The following is a 21126-nucleotide window of genomic DNA, read 5'->3' as shown; positions in this document are numbered from 1 at the left end:
ACAGATTCTCCAGGCTGGTCGGTGTGACGCCCATCAACTTACCTGGCCCAATGGCGGCTGCTCAAGGGACGGGCCTTGCTTGCCGAAACAAACACATCCCTGGAAGACATTGCCATGCGCTGCGGGTACGCCTTGGCTGCTTCCTTTTCCAGACGGTTCAAGCAGGAGTTCGACATCGGCCCCGGTGCGTAACCGGAAAAGCAGATAACAAAAGTGCCCTATTGGGCGGCCTGCGGCTCCACTTTGCCGGCCTGGATGAGAAATTCCGCCATTTCCCGACGGGCCTGCCTGCCCTCGGGCAGGTCGGGCATCAGATCGAATCCATGGAACATGGCTTCCCATACGCGCAGTTCGGCATCCACTCCGGCAAGCTGCATGCGGCGGCTCAGGCGCACGCTGTTGCTCAGGAAAAGATCGCGCGTCCCGGTGATGATAAGGGTGGGCGGAAAGCCCTCGTATGTGCCATGGATGGGAGACAGCAGCGGGTTCTTGCGGTTGGCCTTGCCCGCATAAGCGGATGCGAAAAATTCCAGATTGCCTTTCCAGCTCAAAACAGGATCGCGTCCCTCATTGGCATAGTAACTGTCGCCCGTGCGGCTCAGGTCCGACCAGGGCGAAAACAGTCCCACGGCCGAGGGCATGGGAAGCCCCTCCTTTTTGGCCTGCAGCAGCATGGCAAGAGCTAGCCCGCCTCCGGCAGACCCGCCAAAAACAACAACCTTCCTAGCTTGCATGCGTTCTTCAAAAGCCTTGTACACGGCCATGCAGTCGTTCAACCCGGCAGGAAAAGGATGCTCCGGGGCCAGACGGTACTCTATGGAATAGACCGGCATGTTGAGTTGGCGGACCATGAGCAGCGCAGTAATGTCCAAGGCGGACTTGAGAACATAGCCGCCACCGTGAATATAAAGCGCAACTCTGTCTTCCTGTTCGGGCGATATTCCTCTGGGCGCCACCCGAACCACCTTTACCCCGCCGACCTGCATATCCGAAACCGTGCATTGCAGGTGTGTGGCCAGCAATGTCAGCCCCTTACTGCCTTCCGCTATCTTCTGCCGCATCTGTTCGGCTTGTTGTGTTGTCAGCGGGCCATCCAGGGGAGCTGCCTTGGTAGTGGCGATGAATTCTCTGGCCTGTTCGCTGACAGGAAGCATGGCTTTTTCGGCCTGCCGGTTCACTGTTTCCGTTGCAACTATGCTGTGAACCGGGCCCAAAGCCAAAAACACAACAAAAATAAAAACAAATGATGCAAGAAGTCTTGTAACAGTCATTCAGAGGCTCCTGTAGCTCTTGGGCGAAGACGTAGGGAGTACCGCCTATTCAGCCACCTGTTTTTCCCATTCATCAGGGCAAGCAGAGGGTCCCTTGTCAATGAAAATGCACGTGAAAGAACGTGAATACAAAGGAAGGTGTTTGTAGAAGTCGTTATACAGACGGTATTTTACACGGATGGAAGGATAGTGGCTGTATTTTTTGATGCACATACCGGACAAAGGTGTCCACAATCCCCCAACCAAGCGGAATGAAAAAGACTTTCCCGAGATGCCTTATGGGCAAATTGACACAAAATCTAGTCCAAAATTTTCAGAACCACCCTATTGCGTCCTGCTTCCTTTGCCTCATACAAGGCTTTATCCGCAGCTTTCAACAAATCCTCAGGTGTCGTGGCTTCCGAAGGAACCAAGGAAGCAACTCCGCAACTCACCGTCACATACTCACAAATTTTCGAAGCATCATGGGGAATTTTCAGTTCATAAATCCCGTTCCGTACCTGTTCTGCCAGGTGAGCCGCCCCTTCTCCATCGGTATCCGGAAGTACGGCGACAAATTCCTCGCCGCCATACCGGGCAAACAGATCTCCGGGGCGCTTCAGAAAGGGAAGTGCCCCTTTGACAATCTCCTGGAGGCAAACATCGCCAGCCTGATGCCCGTATGTATCATTATACAGTTTAAAAAAATCCACATCAAAAAGGAATATGGATAATGGTTTCCTCTCCCTCGACATTCTGAGCCATTCATTTTCCATCTTCATATTGAAACTGCGGCGGTTCGCAATTCCAGTCATCCCATCCTGCAACGCCAGTCTCTCCAGCTGCTTATTTGCGTCTTTTAAAGCCTCTTCTGCCTTTTTCCTCTCCGTAATATCCCGAATAGCCGTAACTCTTGTCCACTCGTCCTTGTACAAAAACATCTTACCGTGTATCTCGACAGGAAAGACACTTCCATCTTTGTGTAAACAGCACGATTCATAAGGTTCTTCATAACCTGATAACATATTGTTCATCACATCATCTCTGTAATCAGGTGCAACCATATCCGATCCAAGCATACCAATGCATTCATCTTGTTCATATCCAAACATGTCATAAACAGCTCTGTTTGCTTCGAGGACCACTCCATTACGGGTAATAAAAATACATTCAAACGATGCATCGGAAAGCGAACGAAAACGAGCTTCACTATCGGACAAATCCTTATTCAGGGTATGGAGCTCAGCAGTCCGCTCTGCAACGCGTAATTCGAGCGTATCCCGGCTATGGCGCAACTTGCTGTTCAGTCTCGCTACTTTCGCCCCCCAGACAAAGGCACTCAGCATCAGAAGGGCCAGAGCTATTCCTATTTCAATTATCACTTCATAGTATTCGCCCCAAAGGCTTGGAGGCTTGTTAATGACAATCGCACCGGCAGGCACCGTGTCTGCATTGATGTCATAACGTTGCATGGCATCCCAATCCAAATATGTCTGGAGCGTGTTGTACGAGTCCTCAAAATGACCGTTCTTTAAATAATCCAAAAGAGCAACCATCAGCTGTGCCCCTACAACATTGCTGTCGAGCATGTGGCCGCCGATAATTCCAGAGCCAATAAAAGGGCTCCAAAAAGTATAAATAGGCGCGGGGGAGACTGCGGCAAGTTCCGCAGCAACTTGTCTTGGGATGAAGCGGGCTCCGGTAGAATCGGACCAGATGATGGAACAAAAGACGATGGTCCTTTTATTCAATCCGGCTACACGCTTTTTCAGCTCCGCAAGAGAAAACTGTGAAACAACCTGGACGGGAAGATCCGTGGTCGTCTCAAAACGCTTGCGCAACATACCGACCAGTTCGCGGCTGTCTTCGTTATTGCCTTCAATGAGAAAGACGGACCGGGCTTGCGGGTTTTGCTCCAAAGCCAACTTGGTTGTTTCCTTTACAGCCTGCTCAAAATTACCCCACAAGGAAAACAATGTAGGACCATCCGTAAATGCCGCACTTTTCTCGGATGCATAGGAGACTTTCGGCGCATCTCCCACAAGGGCGTTTCCATACTCCTTGGCAAAGGCTGTGGCAGAATTCGAATTGGCGACAAGGCCTGCAAAGTGGGTGTTCCGGTATTTTTTCTTCAGGTACGCATAAAACTCGGCAGATGTCAGCCCATCCGGCATCCTGGCTTTGTCGAGATATTCAACAGACAGCTCAATAGGACGCTCCGATTTTTTTTGGGCAGATACCAGTCCTTTCAAAAAAGCCTGCGACCAGGGCATTGCAGGGGAATACGAATCCAAAAACAGGATATTGACCGGCTCCTTATCCTGCCCCGAAGGCTGATCAGCGGCATAATTTCCCGCAGGCAATGCCCACAAGCAACCAACTGCGAGTACAAATGCAAGAAATGTCCTTTTAAGACGAAAAGTGGGAACAAAAAAAGAATCCATCAATTTTTTTTGAACCTCCGCATTCGGTCGGCTGTTCACCTGCAACTCGAACTCAATTTGCTCTAGAGTATAAGAAAAAAACGCGTTCGACGATATCTTTTCTACTTTTTGTTAAAAATACGTTTTTTCTCCGCCCGATTCTTTCAGGGGGAAACTCGGCCAGAGACTTTTATTTTTGATGAATGGCTTGATTCTACGGAAGGGAAATTTTGATTTTAAGGAACAGCTTAATTTAACGGCCGAGTAAGTTTTGCTCTACGGCAAAGCGCTGTTGGTTTCGCAAGCGAGGACAGTATATTTCAATACGGCCCGCGAAGCGAAACCGAATGTAACAAAGCCGGAGACAAAAAACACACGGCCCTCCACCCGCTGGCGGCTCAAAAAGGTGCAAAAGCAAGGCGCCAGAAAAATTGAATCGCGACGTGTACTCTTTGTGTACACGAGCGGGTTCAATTTTTCGCAGCAACGCCGCTAACGTGCCTTTTTCAGACGCATGACGCAAGAATTTTCCCCCTCGCTCCCCTTTCCAGAAACTTTTGTGCTTAAAAAAATACAAGAATTATACGGTAGGTAATCGGGGTTCTAGAGAAACAGCCCAATGACATGGCCGGATAAGTTTTGCTCTCCGGCAACAAAGCCAGAGACAAAAATCACACGGTCTTCACCCGCTGGCGGCTCAAAAAGGTGCGGAAGCAAGGCGCCAGAAAAATTGAATCGCGACGTGTACTCTTTGTGTACACGAGCGGGTTCAATTTTTCGCAGCAACGCCGCTAACGTGCTTTTTTGAGCCGCCAGCCCCCCGCCAGCTAGAAAAGAACGATTCCCCCCGCAACCAGGAGTCAAGAAACTCAAGCAATCCCCGCCCCAAATCTCCCTGGCCCGCTTCCAGCAAAAGAAAGACCGCCCGCACTGTGAGCATGTAGCCGGCTTCGAGCCCCAGATCGTTGGCACCGCACAAAAGGCCGGTACGTATGCTTTCCGCCAGCAACCGCGGCAGTGCATGGTTTTCTATGGGTGCAAGGGCATCGCCGGTCTGGTTGCTGTAGCGGCACATGTCCGCGTTTACGGAATTCCACCCGCGGCAGACCAGGGGACGCGCCTGGTAGACGGAACAGGTGCCGTCTTGCAAAAACAGGCAGGTGTGAAGATGACGCTCCATGCCGATTTCCTGCATGGTTTTTCCTTCCAGCGCCGTCACCAGTTCGCCCGCCCGCGCGTGCAGTTCCCGGAGCTGCTGGGGCGTTTGCGTTTCCAGCAGATGAAAACCCAGGTACAGAGCTTCCGGCTCGGAGAGCACCACCTGATTGTAGCAGCAGGAGATGCAGCCCCGCTTGCAGGCCAGGGGTGGGTCCAGTTCAAGCTCGCCAAACAATTGCTCGCACTTGTCCAACGACTCGCGCACCACCTTGTACAGGGCCTCGGCCAACGGCGGACGCAGAGCCGCTACAAAGGCATCCCTGCATTCCTGGGTGATGCGGGAGGTCAGAGCCTCGTGCTGTAGCTCGGGAGACAACGCGGCCTGCGCGGGATTGCAGACACCGATTTTCCGGGTGCGTCGCAAAGAACACTTTCGGCCCGCCTTGGAACGCGGACCGCGGGAAGAGGAACGAGAGACCATCGGCCACCTCTGAACTCTGCTATAGTATGAAGGGTTTCCCCCGTCATAGACTGATCAGGTACAAGGCTCCGCTTGTCAATGCGTTTTTACGATGGCAATCAGCGGCTTTTTCAGCCGCTTAATGCGAGGGAAAAACCTCCATGCTCAATACTACAACACAACAGACTCGCAGGCGGCTCAAAACGATGCGGAAGCAAGACGTGAGGGAAATTCAAGGCCGACACGTATTCTTTTATACGCGAGGATTTGAATTTCCCGAAACAACGCAGCTAACGTGTCGTTTTCAGCCGCCTGACGCGAGAGGTTTTCCCCTCGCGCTCCCCTTTCCAGAAACTTTTATTATTAGGGAACAGCCCAATTCTACGGCAGGTAACTTTTGTTCTTAAAGAACAGCCGAATTACGTGGCCGGGTAAGTTTTGTTATCCGGCAAGGCGCATTTGGTTTCGCAAGCGAGGACAGTATATTTCAATACGGCCCGCGAAGCGAAACCAAATGCAACGCCGCCGGGAGCAAAAATCACATGGCCTTCATTTCTTAATTTGGAGGCGGGATAGTCGGGAATCAAAGGTCGACCGGCTCAGATTCGCCAGCCGAGCCGCGCGGGAGATGTTTCCATCGGTCTTTTCAAGCACGAATTCGGCATAGACCCGTTCCATATCGGCCCAGGACATGCCGTCGATGTTGATTGTGGAACGCGGGCTCTCCTCGCTGTAGAAAATATACTTTTCCCGCGCCTGGTCGAACGGGGCTACCTGCTCCCATTTGTTTTCCAGAATGTAGGTCGGCAGGTGGCCCGGCTCCACGGTCTCTGCCGGACAAATCACCATGAGCTGGCGGATGAAGTTTTCCAGTTCGCGGATGTTTCCGGGCCAGCGGTAGGCGCACAGCTTGCGCATGGTTTCAGCTGTGAGGGTTTTGCGCGGAGTCTTCATAAACTCGGATTCGCGCTTGAGAAAATGCTCCACAAGAAAGGGGATATCCTCGCGGCGACGGCGCAGTGGCGGAAGCGAAACAGGCAGGACGTTCAGCCTGTAGAACAAATCCTGCCGGAATTCCCCGCAGGCAATGGCCTTTTCCAGGTTTTTGTTGGTGGCTGAGATGATGCGCAGGTTGATTCTACGGCTCTGCGGCGAACCAAGCGGCTTGATGATGTTGTCTTCCAACGCCCGGAGCACCTTGGCTTGCAGCCCGTATTCCATCTCTCCAAGCTCATCGAGAAACACGGTGCCGCCATTGGCTGCTTCCAAAAGGCCTGCCCTGTTCTGCGAAGCCCCTGTAAAAGCTCCCTTCACGTAGCCGAACAGCTCGGATTCCAGAAGGTGCGTGGGAATGGCGCTGCAGTTCTGGATGAGCATGTTTTTTGTGTTGCGGCGGCTGCGGCGGTGGATTTCGCGGGCAATTATCTCCTTGCCCGTGCCGGATTCCCCGTAGATGAGCACCGGGTAGTCGGTGGCGGCGTAGCTGTCCACAAGTTCCAGCACCTTGCTGAAAGACCGGCTCACTCCGTGGATGAAACGCCCGGTATACATGGAATCTATGGTGCGGGTAAGGTGTTCCACCCGTTGCAGATGCTTGTCCCGGACAAGGGCGTTGGACAGGGCAATGGAACCTATGTCCACCATGTCCTGCAATATCTTCATGTGCTCCGGCTTCAGGTTCAGCCGCGCCCCTTGCGAGCTGGTGTCTATAACCTGCAAAACCCCGTATATCTCGCCGCTTGAAAGAAACAGCGGAAAGCAAAGGATAAGCTTGCTCTTGAGCTTGAAATCGTCTTCAACACCCGCATAATGCCGCTTGTCCACGCCGCCTTCGGCTATGGTCATTTCCCTGTTTTCCAGCACCCACCGGACAAGGCTGTTTTTTTCCATATCCAATTGCATGCCGAGTATCTTGTGCTTTTCCACACCCTCGGCCTCAACACACTCTATCACATCCCCTTTGCGTATCCATATGGAACCGCGCTCCACGTTTTGCAGATTCAAAACAAGTTTCAGAAAACGTTTCTGCAATTCCTGGATGGAAATCTCTCCGGCAAGTTCCTTGAGAAAACTGACGTACGGCATCTGCTGATCCTTTGAAGACAGTTGGAGATATTTCGGATCGGCTTTTAACGAGCAGGATTATAGACCCTCCTGCTCTTTCAAATCGGTCCCCGTCCCAATCACAGCCCAATCCGGAAAGAAGGCAACTACAGACAAAAATGCAAACGCAATCTGCGTACCAAATTATTTCAAAAGAAAATTTATCTGTTGTCTCGGCAATACAAAAGCATTCTTGCCGATTACCCAAATATCGTAAACCTCTGCTGAAATCAATTTTCATACTGAAATATCAGCTTGAAAAGATCTGCTTCAATTTTAAAAAATTATATAAAAACAAATTGTTATGATTATGGCACAGGGAGTGCTTTGTATACGGCAAAGGAGCCCGGCATTCGCCGGAAATGCATCAATTTCTACAAAAGGAGAATGGAGATGAGCTTATTCTCGTGGCTCAAGAAAAAGGTTTCCCAGGTCAAGTCCTTTGCCAAAAAAACGTACTCCACCGCAGCATCCTTTGTTTCCAAGAAGTACAAGGAGGCTTCTTCCTTTATCAGCAGCACCGTGTCCACGGCTTCCAGCTTTGTGAAAAGCGTAAAGGACGGAACAACCAAACTCACATCCAGCACCATCAGCTCCGCGGCTTCCTGGGCTTTCGGCAAAGCCAAAACCGCCGCCAACTGGGTTGGCAACACCGTTTCCACGGCCGCGTCCTGGACCGCCAGCAAGATAAAGACAGCCAGCAACTGGGCAGCGGGAACCTACAAGGAAGGCAAGGAATACTACGACCAGGTGGCCGGTATCGTCGACGAAGCCAAGGACCTGGTCGATTCGGTCAAGTCCGGCTCCGTTGCCAGCGCCTCGAAAAGCCAGTCCCTGGCCTACCGCGACCACACCGCCCTGAGTGCGTCGGCAACCTCCAGTTCCGTCTCCGGAACCAAGGAAAAGAATCTGAAATTCCTGGCCAGCTGATCAGAAACTGCCAAGTTTTGTAAGAGCGTAACCTGCGGGCATGTTCCGGAGGTCCGTAGCGGCCTCCGGGATGTGCCCCGACCTCCCGAGTCCCCAAGACACCATTACGCAAAGCAGAGGCCGTATGTCCCGAACCAAAAGGCTGAACATTGCTGCCGTATCCAGCCTTTCCGCCATTTTGCGGCACCACGGCACGGATACGGATGCGGACGAACTGTGCCGGGAATATGCTCTTTCCGGCGATACGGTCGCGGTTTCCCGTTTTCTGCGCATGGCCTCGGAACACGGCTTCCGGTGCGGCGTGCGCCGCGTCCCCTGGAAACGCCTGCATGCCTTTGCTGCCGCCTGGCCCGCCCTGGGCATACTCAAAACCGGCGACACCGCGGTCTTTTCCGGCTTCCGAACTGAAGACTCCCCCAAAAACGGACAGCTGGCCATCTTCACGTCCAAGGGGATGCAGTTCTTCACCCGACAGGAGCTGCAAGCCATCTGGACCGGGGAAATCATATTTTTCAAGAACATCCGCAAAAAAGAGGAAAAAAAATTCGGGCTGCTGTGGTTCGGCGTCCAGGTGCTGCTGGAAAAAAACATCTTCACCCAGGTTGCCCTGGTCGCGCTGGTCCTGAATTTTCTCGGCTTTGTCATCCCGCTCTATTTTCAGAACGTGGTGGACAGGGTGCTGGCCCACCATGCGGAAACCACGCTGCAGGTGATGGGCATAGGCGTTGTGGGGGCCGTGCTGTTTGAGGGCATTTTGCGGTTTTTGCGCGAATACATGCTGCGCTTTGCCACCTCGCGCATAGACCTGCGCCTGTCCATGCGCACCTTTGCCAAGCTGGTAAAACTGCCGCTGGATTTTTTCGAACGCAGTTTTGCGGGCGTGGTGGTCAAACACATGCAGCAGGTGGAGCAGATACGCGAATTTCTTACCGGCAACATGCTGGAAACCGCCCTGGACGCCACCGCCCTGCTGGTTTTTCTGCCCATCCTCTATTTGTACAGCCCCAAGCTGACCTTCATAGTGCTGGGCTTTGCCTTTACCGCGGCCCTGTGCATCGGCAGCCTGCTGCGGCCGTTCTACAACAGGCTGCTCAAACTCTACGATGCGGAAGGACGCAGGCAGGCACTGCTGGTGGAGACCATCACCGGCATGAACACGGTCAAGTCCCTGGCTCTGGAGCCGTCGCGCAACCGCAAGTGGGAGCAGGTCTCGGCCGCGTCCGTTTCCAGCAGTTTTTCCGTGGAAAAAATGGCCGCCGCGGGCCAGGCCATGATCAAAACCCTGGAACGGCTGATGACGGTCTGCGTCATCTGGATAGGCGTCAATTCGGTCTTTGACGGCACCATGACCGTGGGCTCACTCATTGCCTTTCAGATGCTCTCGCAAAATGTGACCACGCCGCTCATCCGCCTGGTGGAGCTGGTGCACGAGTACCAGAAGACCCATCTGGCCGTGAACATGCTGGGCGAAATAATGAACCGCAGGCCCGAGCACGGCCTGGAACGCAAGGGAATGAAGCCCAAGATTCGCGGCGGCCTGTCCATACGGGAGCTGCACTTTTCCTACAACGCGGGCGAGACCCCGGCCCTGGACGACATAAACCTGGATGTCCGCCCCGGCGAAGTGGTGGGCGTGGTGGGCCGCAGCGGGTCGGGCAAGACCACCCTCACCCGGCTCATCCAGGGGCTGTACCCCGTGCAGCAGGGAACCATAGCCTTTGACGGCGTGGACATCCGGGAGATGAACATTGCCCACCTGCGCCAGAGCATCGGGGTGGTTTTGCAGGAAAACTTCATATTCCACGGCACGGTACGGGAGAACATCAGCCTGGCCCGCCCCCAATCGTCCTTCAAAAACATTGTGGAAGTGGCCAAACTGGCCGGAGCCGACGAGTTCATCCGCAAGCTTCCGCAGGGCTACGAAACCATTCTGGACGAGAACGGGGCCAACCTCTCGGGCGGACAAAAGCAGCGGCTGGCCATTGCCAGGGCCCTGATGAAAGACCCCGGCCTGATCATCTTTGACGAAGCCACCTCCGCCCTGGACCCGGAAAGCGAGTACCGCATTCAGGAAAACCTGGAACGCATCGCCCAGGGGCGCAGCATGATCATTGTGGCGCACCGGCTTTCCACCCTGCGCCGGGCCGATCGTATACTGGTGATGGACAACGGGCGCATCACCGCCCTTGGCAGCCACACCGAACTGCTGCTTGTTTCCCCCACCTACCGCAACCTGTGGGAAAAGCAGACACGGGGAATGGAGGCGGCATGAGTTCCGTACGGGCCTTGAAAAAAAGCGAACTGACCTTTCTGCCCGACGCGGTGCAGATAATGGACAGCCGGGTGCCCTTTGCGGCCAGGGCGGCACTGTTCTTCATCCTGGGGCTTATCGCCTTTGCCGTGGCCTGGGCCTGTGTGGGCAAGGTGGACATTATGGTCACCGCGCCGGGACGCATTGTTTCGGCCCAGCGTCCTGTGGTCATCCAGCCCATTCAATCGGCCATTATCCGTTCCATCAACGTGCGCGAAGGCGACGTGGTGGAAAAGGGGCAGGTGCTGGCCTCCCTGGACCCGACCTTTTCCGAAGCCGATGCCGCGGAAATAGCCAGCCGCGAGGAATATCTGCAGGCCCTTGCCCAGCGCATCGAGGCCGAACTTGCCGGAAAGTCCGTGCCGCCCTCGGACAATCCCCTGGTGGAAGGCCAGGTGCGGCTTATGGAGGCGCGTATCGCCTTGCAGCACTCCAAACTCGCCGGGCTGAAAAACGAGGTGGACACCCTGCGCCAAAAAATCCAGGCCTGCGCGGACGAACAGAACCGGCTGCGCCTTTCCCTGCAAAGCCTGAATGAAATTGAAGAATCCTACCACGACCTGTACCAGAAAAGGATGTGCTCCAAGCTGGAATTTCTGAAAGCCAGGGAAGACCGGCGGGTTGTGGAACGAAAAATCGCCGAAGCCGGGGACCTTGCGGTCCAGACAGGGGAGCAGCTGAAAAAGGCCAAAGCCGAACTGTCCGCCCAGGAAAAAAATTACCGGGCCGAATTGACTTCGTCCTTGGTGGATGCGCGCCAGGAACTGGAGGAAATCCACCAACGCCAGGTAAAGGCCGACCGCATCCGCGAAATGGTCGTGCTACGTGCCCCGCGTAGCGGCGTGGTGCAGGAAGTGGCAGACATGGCCGCGGGTTCGCTGGCTCGGGAAGGCGAAGCGCTGATGGTGCTTGCCCCGCGCGGTGGAACCGTGGAGGCGGACGTGGAAATTCCGGCCAAGGATATCGGACGCGTGCAGACCGGCGGACCGGTGCGCATGAAGCTGGAGGCCTTTCCCTTCCAACGCCACGGCGTGGTGCTGGGCACGGTGTCGGTCATCAGCCCGGACGCCTTTTTGCAACAGTCCGGCGAAAGCGTGATCTACCGCGCCAAGGTGCGCATCGACAAACTGGACCTGCGCAATATCCCCATGCGCTTCCGCCTTATCCCCGGCATGCAGCTTTCGGCCGAGATGAACGTGGGCCAACGCACCCTCATCTCCTATTTTCTGGCCCCCATCATCCGCGGGCTGGACGAAGCCTTCCGGGAAGCGGATTAAGAGGCGGCCAAGGAGAGACGGCGGCCCTTTTCATAAAAATACCTTTCCCGGTTGACAGGCAACGGAAAAAGGTATTCTCAGACTTTGACGACAAATTTAATATTACATCCAATTTCGCTGGCTGCTTAAACAACGAAGCGAGCGTGTCGTTTTCAGCCGCATGACGTGAGAGTTTTTCTCTTTGCACTCCCTTTCCAGAAACTTTTACGCTCGTAGAACTGCCCAATTTAATGGCCGGGTAAGTTTTGCTCTCCGGCAAGGCGCTGTTGGTTTCGCAAGCGAGGACAGTATATTCAATACGGCCCGCGAAGCGAAGCCAAATGCAACGAAGCAGAGGGCAAAAATCACACGGGACCACCCCGCAGGCTGCTCAAAAAGACGCGAGAGCAAGGCGCCAGAAAAATTGAATCGCGACGTGTACTCTTTGTGTACACGAGCGGGTTCAATTTTTTCGCAGCAACGAAGCTATCGTGCCTTTTTCAGCAGCCTGAAAGGAGAATGTTATGCCTCAGCCCATCTTCCCCCGCCCCGGCGACAACAACACCTGCAACCTTCGCGAAGCAGTCACCAACCCGCACATCACAGTGGGCGAATACACCTACTACCACGACTTTGACGACCCGCGGAAGTTCCAGGAAAAGAACGTGCTGTACCACTACCCTGTCCTGAACAACGACAGGCTGATCATCGGCAAGTTCTGCTCCATAGCCCACGGCGCCAAGTTCCTGTTCAACGGCGGCAACCACAAGGCAAAGTCCTGCGTCAACTATCCGTTCGCCATTTTCAGGGATCTGTGGGACCACGAACTCCCCATCAATGACAGCTGGGACAACAAGGGCGACATTGTTGTGGGAAACGATGTATGGATAGGCTTCGAGGCCCTTATCATGGCCGGTGTGACCATCGGCGACGGGGCGAGGATCGGGTCGCGGGCCATTGTGACGAGGGACGTGGCGCCCTACAGCGTGGTGGCCGGTTCTCCGGCAAAGCAGATCAAGAAGCGGTTTGCCGACGAGGATATCGCGCTGCTGGAAAAAATCCGCTGGTGGGATTGGCCCGAGGAACGCATCAAGGGCAACCTTGCCCTGCTGATGGGCGACATTGCAGCCTTGCGCCAGGCGTTCGGGCAATAACCATTTTCACAACCTTCCGCCCTCCGAAAAACAACCAAAATCCCCGGCCAACCACATGGCTGCCCGGGGATTTCGTAAACATACTGCCATGCCCGAACGTGTCGGACATGGATGCTATTACGAGATGTTGACCTTCTTCAACACGGTGCCGCCGCGCTTGTCCACAAAATGAACCGCGCAGGCAATGCACGGGTCGAACGAATGCACCGTGCGCAGAATCTCCACAGGACGGTCCGGATCGGGACACGGACAGCCCATGAGCGACTCTTCCACCGCACCCTGCTTGTCGGCGGCGCATCTGGGGGACAGGTTCCAGGTGGAGGGCACCACCAGCTGGATGTTTTCGATCTTTTCACCCTTTATGCGTATCCAGTGCGAAAGCCCGCCGCGGGTTACGCAGCACAGGCCCACGCCCTTGCCGTCGCGCGGCTTCCACTTCTGATAGATGGTGTCGTCACCGGACGCCACGCGCTCGTTGGTTTCGTCTATCCAGCCCTTCATGCGTTTGGTGAGCATGGCCGTTTCCACCACGCGGCAGATGGTCCGCCCCATGGTCGAGAACATTTGCGGCATCTTCACGCCGGCATCCTTGCACACGCCATCAACCATGGCCTTGGTTTCCTTCTCGCCCCTGGCATAGGCGATCATGCGCCGGGCAAGCGGCCCTGTCTCCATGGACTCTCCCTTGTAGCGGGGCGCCTTGGTCCAGGAGTACTTTTCCTTGTCCTCAAAGCCTGTGTAGAGCGGTTCGGTGACGCCGTCGTAGGGCTTGTGAGCCAAATCGCCCTTGTACCAGCTGTGCGCTACGTGCTCTTCGATGTGGTCGATATCCAGCTTTTCCAAGCGTTTGAAGTCGTTCTTCCACAGCACGCCCGAGGTGAAGTACGGGTTTTTTCCGGTTTTCGGGTCATAGAAGTCGGCAAATGAAAAGAAGTTGGATGTTTTGCCGTAGGTAAACGCCTCGGGAAAACGTTTCGACATAAGCACAACATCCGGCATCATGGCGTTGTTCACAAACTCGCTGGTCTTTTCCCAGATATGGAGGAACTGGGCCAGCACGTCCTTGTTCAGGCTGTCGTAGCAGGTCATGCCGCCCACCACCATGGACTGCGCATGGGGGTTCTTTCCGGCAAACAGGGCCATGGCGCGGCCCAGTTCCAGCTGGATGCGCAACCCTTCAAAATAGTGCGCGGACATGATGAGGTTTTCCTCGGGCGTCATGCGGTAGGCCTTGTTTCCACCAAGGAAATAGGCGTTTTCCAAAAAGCCGAGCTGCCCGGAGGCCACGAATTCCTTCAGGCGCTTGCGGATGATGAAAAGCTCGGACGGGTCGTCGCTGCGGTTGCTGGTGGAGGCCACGAGCTTGCCCGCCTTTACCGCATCGGCCCCGGCAGCCGAAGCCATGTCTATCCAGTCCAGCCCGTGCAGATGGTAGTAGTGCACCAGATGGTCGTGGATGATGAGGGTTGCCAGAATAAGATGGCGGAGCAGCTGGGCCAGGGGCGGAACCTTGATGCCGTAGGCGTCCTCTATGGCCCGGATGCTGGTTAAAGCGTGGGTATTGGTGCACACGCCGCAGGTGCGCTGGGTGAACAGGGGCGCGTCTTCGGGCGGACGGCCCTTGAGAATGACCTCCAGCCCCCGGAAAAGCTGAGAGCCTACCCAGGAGTTTTTGACCTTGCCGTTTTCAAGTTCCACCTCCACCTTGAGGTGGCCCTCGATGCGCGTCACCGGATCAATGATCAAGCGCTTGCCTGTATTCATTTTACTCATGCGGGTTCTCCTCTCTCCTTACGGGCGGATCAGCTTTTCGGTCCGTCCATGATGGGACGGAAGAACGGGGAATAGTCGTCCCAGAAATTGGGCTCGCTGCAGCCTATGCAGGGGGCTCCGGCCTGCACGGGCCAGTTCACCTGGTTGAACAGCGCCGTGGGGCAGTTGTTGTAGGTATACGGCCCCTTGCACCCCAGCTGGTAAAGGCACCAGCCCTTCTTGGCTTCGGGACTGTCGAAGCTGAGGGCGAACTCCCCCTTGTTGAAATGCTCCTGGCGCGGACAGCGGGAATGGACGGTTTCGCCGTAGAACAAGGTCGGCCTGTTCCACTGGTCCAGCTTGGGCATGCCCTTGGTGAGCAGGTGCACCACGGTTCCCACAAAGTTCATGGGATTGGGCGGACATCCCGCAATGTTGATGGCGCTTACTCCCACGGCCTTCAGCGCGTCGTTGACGCCCTTGGCCCCGGAAGGATTGGGCGCGGCCGCCTGTACCCCGCCGTAACAGGCGCAGGTACCCATGGCGATGGTGGCAATGGCCTTGGATGCCACCCGCGCGCACAGCTGGAACATGGTTTCCCCGCCCACCTTGCCGTATTCCCCGCCATGATAGGTGGGGATGCCCCCTTCGATGACGCAGATGAATCCTTCCGGATTATGCAGCGCCTTTTCCAGAGCGGCATGGGCTGCTTCTCCCGCAGCCGCCATGATCGTCTCGCAATAGTCCAGGGATATGGTGTTCATGATGATTTCATCAAAATAAGGCTGGTAGGCCCGAAGAAGGCCTTCGGTACAGCCGGTACACTCGGCACAATGCAGGTAGACCACGGAGGGTCGTTTCTTGGTGGTAAGGGCATGGGCAATCTGGGGTACGAAGGCGGGCCCCATGCCGAGAAACGTCGCCATGACACCACAGAATTTCAGCAGGTCGCGACGGGAGATGTCCTTGCCTTCTCCGGCCAACATTTTCATTGCGTCGAATTTATTTCCGTTTGGCATGTGTTGCTCCTTGCGACTCTTTGGGCTTGTGGCAGGCGGAAGTGCAGCCGACGGGATTTTTGCCGCCCCTGGTACGCATCTGCGTATGACAGCCCAGACAGCTGGGAGGACCCTCGGAATGCCAGGCCCTGTAAAACCCGGAGATGTTGTTCGGGTCGTCATCCGTATGGCATTGCCTGCAGGCAACGTATTTGCCGAGGTCGGCATCGGTTTCCTTGTGATGGCAGTTCCTGCAGGCCTGCCGAACGGCGTGGAATCCATGCGGGAACTTGACCGGCCCCACCCACTGATTCAATTTTTTGTTGTTTTCAGGGCGTTCCAGAACAATGGCATCCGGAACATTGAACGCCATTGCAGCAACAGTGGTGATGGCGACGATAAAGGCCGCTATCAGGACAAGGTAAAGTTTTCGGACCATGCCCACCTCCAAAATGAGATTATGGTATTAGCTCATGTTAACGCATAAAATCATGCGGATGTAAATATCTGATCGTAAAATTATAAGAGAACACACGTAGCACGAATTGAAAAATCATATTCAATGCTATGTTTTCCCATGCACCAGCCCCTTTGCCAGAGAGCGCCACGTTAAAACACCAGAGTCTCTGCAACACACATGCAGTAGGCAGCGCCTCCCGCTCCAATGATGCGTTGCATTCGCAGACAGGCAGGACAAAACAAGAGAAGGAGAAAGAGTCGTTGCAGACGGCGCAACGGCAGAAGAAGACGGGGCTCCCCAAAACGGGCCAAGGGCACCCCATAAAAAAAGGCTGACAAGCCCCTTTCGGGAGCCCGCCAGCCTTTACACCGGAACGTATATCTTCGGGACAGCCACGGGAACATCCCGCAGCCGTCCCGAAGCTTTTAACTCTCTATCACAAACGCCAGACTATTTTCTGGTTTTCACCTTAATTAATTCATATTCGCGAGACCCCACACCAATCTTAGCGGCATGGTCCAGACAGGTACGCCATTCGGATTCGGGCCGCGAATTGGAAAAGTGGTCGCAGTGGTCCACAAAATCGGCTTTGGCCATATTTTCGGCCAGCTGGCTGCCGGGCAGCGGAGTGGCTGCGAGACAGGCATCCGCGCAGGCCTGGTCCAGGGCCAACGCATCAAATGAAGCGAACATGCCAAGGTTGGGCAGAATGGGCGCGTCGTTTTCCCCATGACAGTCACAGTTTGGGGAAACGTCCACGATAAGGGAAATGTGGAAGTTCGGACGCCCGTCCAGCACGGCCTTGGTGTACTCGGCCATGCGGTAGTTCAGGTCGGCAATAGCCGCCCTGTCTTTAAAGACGATGGCGTCGAAGTTGCACGCGCCAAGGCAGCGGCCACAGCCAACGCAATTCTCGGTGACCGATGTTTTCTTGGTTTCCGGATCAAAGCTCAGGCCGTTGTTGGCACATTCCTTCAAACAGAGCTTGCAGCCGCGGCATTTCGATTCCACGATGGTGGGTTTCCCGCTGCTGTGCTGCTCGGCCTTTCCGGCGCGTGAACCGCACCCCATGCCGATATTCTTGATGGTGCCGCCGAAGCCGGTCATCTCGTGGCCCTTGAAGTGCGTCAGGCTGATGAAGATATCCGCGTCCATGACAGCACGGCCTATCTTGGCTTCCTTGACGTATTCGCCCCCTTCCACGGGCACTGCAATGTCGTCCGTGCCCTTGAGCCCGTCCCCGATGATGATCGGACAGCCAACGGTAAGCGGAGTAAAGCCGTTTTCCCAGGCGCATTCCAGATGCTCCAACGCGTTCTTGCGGCTGCCCGGATACATGGTGTTACAGTCGGTAAGGAAGGGCTTGCCTCCCAGCTCCTTGACCACATCCACCACGGCTCTGGCGTAGTTGGGGCGCAGATAGCTGATATTGCCCATCTCGCCGAAATGCATCTTGATGGCAACGAACTTGCCATCCATATCCAAATTTTCGATTCCCGCCTTGCGAATCAAATTTTTCAGCTTGGTGGGCAGTCCGTCGCCGAACGCCTTTGTACGGAAATCTGTAAAGAAGACATTTGATTTTTCCATTGTTCTCCCCTCGGGTATTTCATGGCCGTTCGCAGCGGCTCCCTGGTGGTCACGCCTGGTCGCAAGAGAACATACCCCAAGACGATGACACTTCAAACACGCTGCGGCCTTTCTCGTTATTTTCCACACCGGAACCTGGAACGGACAATTTTTCCTGGCAGGAAGCGCATTCCACATTGCAATGGGTTGTGCGCCAGCGCCAAAGATTGTTGTCGCGCCAGTTCGTCGTCTGTTCCGGCAAAATCCATACACATATTCAATCCTGCGGTATCGATATCGCAGGGGCAGGGCAGGCTGTGGTTGCTCTTCCCACGGTATAGCCGGATTCCCCGTCTGGGGGAACACACGGCAATCCATCGGTAACTCCTGATGAACGGATGGAGTATACGGAGAGGGGCAAGGATTGGTCAAATCCTCCCTTCCAGGAATGAAACCACCAGCCGATACAGCGCTTTTCTCTGCCGGTATGCACTACGATTGTATACCCCTGCCTCAAATTGAAAGGGATACATATTCCTCTCTTTTTCTTGCCTGATACGACAGACAGGCAAGAAAACAACTAAAAAAAGGCAATCTGCCACATGGTCTTTTTTCGCCGCCCGGCCGCATCCATCCGGCCGCATCCCTCTGGCCGCATCCCTCTGGCCGCATCCACCCGGTTACGCCCCGGCCTGCCGGTGTTGGCCTATTTACGCAGAAATCCTTTGTGCATGCAGCCCAGCGGATTTTATTCCGTGTTAAAAATCATACGATTTCGTCAAAGATGTTTGCTTTGCACCTTGAAGCATGGCAACATAACAGACAAGGGTTAGTGTTCTTTGAGGAGGTTCGCCATGGAAAGCTATGAAGAGGTAATCAACAATCTTCTTGGCTCGGTAAAAAACAAGAATGAAGCAAGGGTTGCCCGAAAGCTCATAAGCGCGCTTGAGGAAATTCCGGAGTACGACCCGGACCCCTTGGATATTCAGGATATTTACGCCCTGGCTCTGAACTGCCTGCCGCCCAGGTACAAGCAGAAAGGGACCATTGTGCTGAGCGAAAGCGTCAACGACGAAGAAATCATGGCGGCTTTGCGGGTCGCCATCCAAAAGGTGCGATCCAACCCCAAGTATGCAAAGGGAGAAAACGTCTGAACCTACGGCGCTGCGCATATGTGCTGAAGCCCCGCTCCGGGAACAACGGAAATCTGCCCTTGGCAACGCCTTGTGGGGCCTCCCCCGCTTTTGGCCGCCAGCCATCCGTACAAAGGTAGTTTCCGCGAAAAAATGATACCGCATACTATTCCCTGTCCGCCTGGTGGACATCTGGAGACTGCGCATGCCACCCCACACGTACACAGGGGGAAGGTGCCCCAAGAACCACTCGCGTTCGAAAGAAATCCCGGAACAGCGATTCGACTATGAGAAATGCCAAGGAAATAAGAGCCCTGCTTGAGGAGACGGCAGACTTTCAAAACAAGTTCGATCTACGCCTCAAGGAAGGATACTTTAAAAACAAGCTGGCATCGTGTCTCATCGTCAAAGTGACGGACACGGAACTCTTTGTTGACCCGCCCTCCACCCTGCGGCTGGATAAAAAGCTCGTGGGACGCGAAGTCGAGTGCTTTCTGACCAAGACCGTCAAAGGCGAAAAGTTTTTTTACAATTTCACTTCCCCTGTCACGCGCGTCGGCACCACCAAAAAAGGACGGCACATTTTGGGGATAGACTTTCCACGCATGCTCAACAGTTTTTCCCGGCGCGGTTCCCTGCGTACATCCCTGCCGCCCCACACTCTCAAATCCGCGACAATCTGGTCCATGCCGGAGTCTGGCCTGCCGTCCACAATGGAAGTCCTGGGCGAACCGATAGTGACCATCCCCGAAGAACTGGGGCGCGACCTTCCCAGGCTGGTGAACATCTCCTGCGGCGGCATCCGCGTGGGCAACCTGAATTTTACGGACAGGCAGATCAACAAGCTCTTTCGCCTGGGGCAGCGCTGCATCATCAACCTGCAGGTGGAAGGCCCCAACAACTCCGGCCTGCTGGAGCTGTGGTTCTCGGCCATTTTCCGCAACGACATGGCCCTCCCCCTGCCCGGACGCAAAGACGTGGGGTTGCAGTTCATGGAAGAAGGAAAATGGATTTTCACCGATAAGGGACGCCACCTGCAATGGGCAGTGGTGGATTGCTCCAACGCCTTTTCCCTGATGGCCGACCTTTCCTTCAAGTGGCATACGGAAATGCATCGTCTCACCATGGCCAAGGCCCGCGAGAACGAATAGCCGCGTCTCTGCCAAATCCGGCTGTTCCGGCTATCCCCCTCCCCCGCCATTGCATCCTGTTTCTGTACTCCCGAAAACGATTTGTCGGGTATTTTGTTTGTAGCAAGACGATCACACCAAACGGTTCGGCATTGTATATCCATACAAAATCCGTTTGTGCGAGGTCTCCGGGGTACTGGCGGGGACTATGCAGCCGCATGTTTCAGCGCAAAAGCAGTCTTTTTGAAGCAGAAGCTGATTTGTATCTGTTTTAATAGTCAGGTTGCAGGGTATAAAGGAGATTTCTGCTTGGTACAGGAAAATCACGTTACAGAGCATAAGTTTGGTATTGCCATGGGAAGGGAGAAGATAAATCAACGTTCCTTCAAATAATCAAGAACTTGATGCCACTATTTTTGTTCAGCGATAATTGCGGTTGGGCCATCCGCTATTGTGACGACAAATTTTCGAAAAGCTGTAGGGGTTCCGCTGACCGTATACTCCACAACATCCTCTCCGTAGCATTCGCCCCAGTGTCCTGCTGTACCAAAGGAACTGCATGGGCATTTTGAACGCACAACAGCTATCCACGTGTATGCGTTTATAAGCCGATCAACAAACGTAGACTCTCCCGGACTTACGCACATTACCTGATGACTAGTAGAGCCAAATGTTAAATCCTCATACCGAACTAGATACGGATTGTTTTGGTCCGTATTCATAATACTCAACTTTCCGGCAAACGCAGGCACAGTCAGCAGAGACACCATGACCAAGATCAATGCGGCCGAAAAAATTACGGATTTGATTTGAGCAGAGTTCATTTTTCCTCCTCTGAGTTCAGTGCTTTTCATCACGAGTAAAAGCACAAAACATGCCAATAGCTAAGAATACACACTTCCCATTCCCCCCCATCATATGGCGAAACGGGTCTCTAAATAAAACACGTCTGGGCCTCTTGAATATGCCTATATAATGGGCGAGTGCCAAGAATGTTGCCAATCACTGAGCGTTTCCAAGCAGGTCATTAAAGCACTCA

At 54.5% G+C, this 21126-nt stretch carries 15 protein-coding genes; 7 read left to right on the top strand and 8 right to left on the bottom strand.

Annotation, left to right across the window (positions count from 1 at the left end):
- The first annotated feature begins 42 nt into the window (after positions 1-42).
- Entirely contained in the window at positions 43-192 is a 150-nt protein-coding gene (locus tag ACI0FJ_RS16750; protein ID WP_424306588.1) for a helix-turn-helix domain-containing protein, read from the top strand.
- Positions 193-218: 26 nt separating this feature from the next.
- Here ACI0FJ_RS16750 and ACI0FJ_RS16745 read toward each other — a convergent pair whose 3' ends face one another.
- The 4 genes from ACI0FJ_RS16745 to ACI0FJ_RS16730 all read right to left on the bottom strand — a co-directional run bounded on the left by ACI0FJ_RS16745 (position 219) and on the right by ACI0FJ_RS16730 (position 7376).
- Complete coding sequence (locus ACI0FJ_RS16745; protein ID WP_424305245.1) at positions 219-1271, bottom strand: alpha/beta hydrolase; 1053 nt, start codon at positions 1269-1271, stop codon at positions 219-221.
- 299 nt (positions 1272-1570) lie between these two features.
- Positions 1571-3694 (bottom strand): diguanylate cyclase, encoded by a 2124-nt coding sequence (locus ACI0FJ_RS16740; protein ID WP_424306586.1) that lies wholly within the window; start codon positions 3692-3694, stop codon positions 1571-1573.
- A gap of 748 nt (positions 3695-4442) precedes the next feature.
- On the bottom strand, positions 4443-5312 hold the full coding sequence (locus tag ACI0FJ_RS16735) for a YkgJ family cysteine cluster protein (RefSeq protein ID WP_424305243.1): 870 nt from the start codon (positions 5310-5312) through the stop codon (positions 4443-4445).
- 528 nt (positions 5313-5840) lie between these two features.
- Positions 5841-7376, bottom strand: coding sequence for a sigma-54-dependent Fis family transcriptional regulator (locus tag ACI0FJ_RS16730; RefSeq protein WP_424305241.1), 1536 nt, complete (start codon positions 7374-7376; stop codon positions 5841-5843).
- A gap of 411 nt (positions 7377-7787) precedes the next feature.
- Here ACI0FJ_RS16730 and ACI0FJ_RS16725 point away from each other — a divergent pair, with 411 nt between their 5' ends.
- From ACI0FJ_RS16725 to ACI0FJ_RS16710, 4 genes are all read left to right on the top strand, one after another.
- The gene (locus tag ACI0FJ_RS16725) at positions 7788-8324 is read left to right on the top strand and encodes a hypothetical protein (protein ID WP_424305239.1); all 537 of its coding nucleotides are present in this window, start codon (positions 7788-7790) and stop codon (positions 8322-8324) included.
- Positions 8325-8448: 124 nt separating this feature from the next.
- Positions 8449-10596: a peptidase domain-containing ABC transporter gene (locus tag ACI0FJ_RS16720; protein WP_424305237.1), complete on the top strand. Its 2148-nt coding sequence runs from the start codon at positions 8449-8451 to the stop codon at positions 10594-10596.
- Complete coding sequence (locus ACI0FJ_RS16715; protein ID WP_424305235.1) at positions 10593-11912, top strand: HlyD family type I secretion periplasmic adaptor subunit; 1320 nt, start codon at positions 10593-10595, stop codon at positions 11910-11912. Before ACI0FJ_RS16720 ends, ACI0FJ_RS16715 begins: the two co-directional genes overlap by 4 nt.
- Positions 11913-12415: 503 nt before the next feature.
- A complete protein-coding gene (locus ACI0FJ_RS16710) occupies positions 12416-13045 on the top strand; it encodes a CatB-related O-acetyltransferase (RefSeq protein WP_424305233.1) in 630 nt (209 codons plus the stop codon).
- Between the two features lie 117 nt (positions 13046-13162).
- Here the strand turns inward: ACI0FJ_RS16710 and ACI0FJ_RS16705 are convergent, their stop codons facing one another.
- From ACI0FJ_RS16705 to ACI0FJ_RS16690, 4 genes are all read right to left on the bottom strand, one after another.
- Positions 13163-14818, bottom strand: a complete 1656-nt coding sequence (locus tag ACI0FJ_RS16705; protein WP_424305232.1) for a nickel-dependent hydrogenase large subunit — start codon at positions 14816-14818, stop codon at positions 13163-13165.
- A 29-nt stretch (positions 14819-14847) separates the two neighbouring features.
- Positions 14848-15816, bottom strand: coding sequence for a hydrogenase small subunit (locus ACI0FJ_RS16700; protein WP_424305230.1), 969 nt, complete (start codon positions 15814-15816; stop codon positions 14848-14850).
- Complete coding sequence (locus ACI0FJ_RS16695; protein WP_424305228.1) at positions 15800-16234, bottom strand: cytochrome c3 family protein; 435 nt, start codon at positions 16232-16234, stop codon at positions 15800-15802. The genes ACI0FJ_RS16700 and ACI0FJ_RS16695 overlap by 17 nt, the downstream gene beginning before the upstream one ends.
- A 471-nt stretch (positions 16235-16705) precedes the next feature.
- Positions 16706-17845: a DUF362 domain-containing protein gene (locus ACI0FJ_RS16690; RefSeq protein ID WP_424305226.1), complete on the bottom strand. Its 1140-nt coding sequence runs from the start codon at positions 17843-17845 to the stop codon at positions 16706-16708.
- 833 nt (positions 17846-18678) lie between these two features.
- Between ACI0FJ_RS16690 and ACI0FJ_RS16685 the strand changes: the two genes are divergently transcribed.
- Both ACI0FJ_RS16685 and ACI0FJ_RS16680 read left to right on the top strand, forming a co-directional pair.
- A complete protein-coding gene (locus ACI0FJ_RS16685) occupies positions 18679-18978 on the top strand; it encodes a late competence development ComFB family protein (RefSeq protein ID WP_424305224.1) in 300 nt (99 codons plus the stop codon).
- Positions 18979-19244: 266 nt separating this feature from the next.
- Positions 19245-20108, top strand: coding sequence for a hypothetical protein (locus ACI0FJ_RS16680; RefSeq protein WP_424305223.1), 864 nt, complete (start codon positions 19245-19247; stop codon positions 20106-20108).
- Positions 20109-21126: the final 1018 nt, after the last annotated feature.

Origin of the sequence: Desulfovibrio sp. 7SRBS1, assembly GCF_049723905.1 — a bacterium.
In the GTDB taxonomy this organism is placed as follows: Bacteria; Desulfobacterota; Desulfovibrionia; order Desulfovibrionales; family Desulfovibrionaceae.
The sequence above is the reverse complement of the archived record's forward strand: the minus strand, read 5'-3'. Positions and strand labels throughout refer to the sequence as shown.

Excerpts from the sequence above, each read along its gene's own strand:
- ACI0FJ_RS16745 (WP_424305245.1), bottom strand. The coding sequence starts at position 1,271 with ATGACTGTTACAAGACTTCTTGCATCATTTGTTTTTATTTTTGTTGTG.
- ACI0FJ_RS16740 (WP_424306586.1), bottom strand. The coding sequence starts at position 3,694 with ATGGATTCTTTTTTTGTTCCCACTTTTCGTCTTAAAAGGACATTTCTT.
- ACI0FJ_RS16735 (WP_424305243.1), bottom strand. The coding sequence starts at position 5,312 with ATGGTCTCTCGTTCCTCTTCCCGCGGTCCGCGTTCCAAGGCGGGCCGA.
- ACI0FJ_RS16730 (WP_424305241.1), bottom strand. The coding sequence starts at position 7,376 with ATGCCGTACGTCAGTTTTCTCAAGGAACTTGCCGGAGAGATTTCCATC.
- ACI0FJ_RS16725 (WP_424305239.1), top strand. The coding sequence starts at position 7,788 with ATGAGCTTATTCTCGTGGCTCAAGAAAAAGGTTTCCCAGGTCAAGTCC.
- ACI0FJ_RS16720 (WP_424305237.1), top strand. The coding sequence starts at position 8,449 with ATGTCCCGAACCAAAAGGCTGAACATTGCTGCCGTATCCAGCCTTTCC.
- ACI0FJ_RS16715 (WP_424305235.1), top strand. The coding sequence starts at position 10,593 with ATGAGTTCCGTACGGGCCTTGAAAAAAAGCGAACTGACCTTTCTGCCC.
- ACI0FJ_RS16710 (WP_424305233.1), top strand. The coding sequence starts at position 12,416 with ATGCCTCAGCCCATCTTCCCCCGCCCCGGCGACAACAACACCTGCAAC.
- ACI0FJ_RS16705 (WP_424305232.1), bottom strand. The coding sequence starts at position 14,818 with ATGAGTAAAATGAATACAGGCAAGCGCTTGATCATTGATCCGGTGACG.
- ACI0FJ_RS16700 (WP_424305230.1), bottom strand. The coding sequence starts at position 15,816 with ATGCCAAACGGAAATAAATTCGACGCAATGAAAATGTTGGCCGGAGAA.
- ACI0FJ_RS16695 (WP_424305228.1), bottom strand. The coding sequence starts at position 16,234 with ATGGTCCGAAAACTTTACCTTGTCCTGATAGCGGCCTTTATCGTCGCC.
- ACI0FJ_RS16690 (WP_424305226.1), bottom strand. The coding sequence starts at position 17,845 with ATGGAAAAATCAAATGTCTTCTTTACAGATTTCCGTACAAAGGCGTTC.
- ACI0FJ_RS16685 (WP_424305224.1), top strand. The coding sequence starts at position 18,679 with ATGGAAAGCTATGAAGAGGTAATCAACAATCTTCTTGGCTCGGTAAAA.
- ACI0FJ_RS16680 (WP_424305223.1), top strand. The coding sequence starts at position 19,245 with ATGAGAAATGCCAAGGAAATAAGAGCCCTGCTTGAGGAGACGGCAGAC.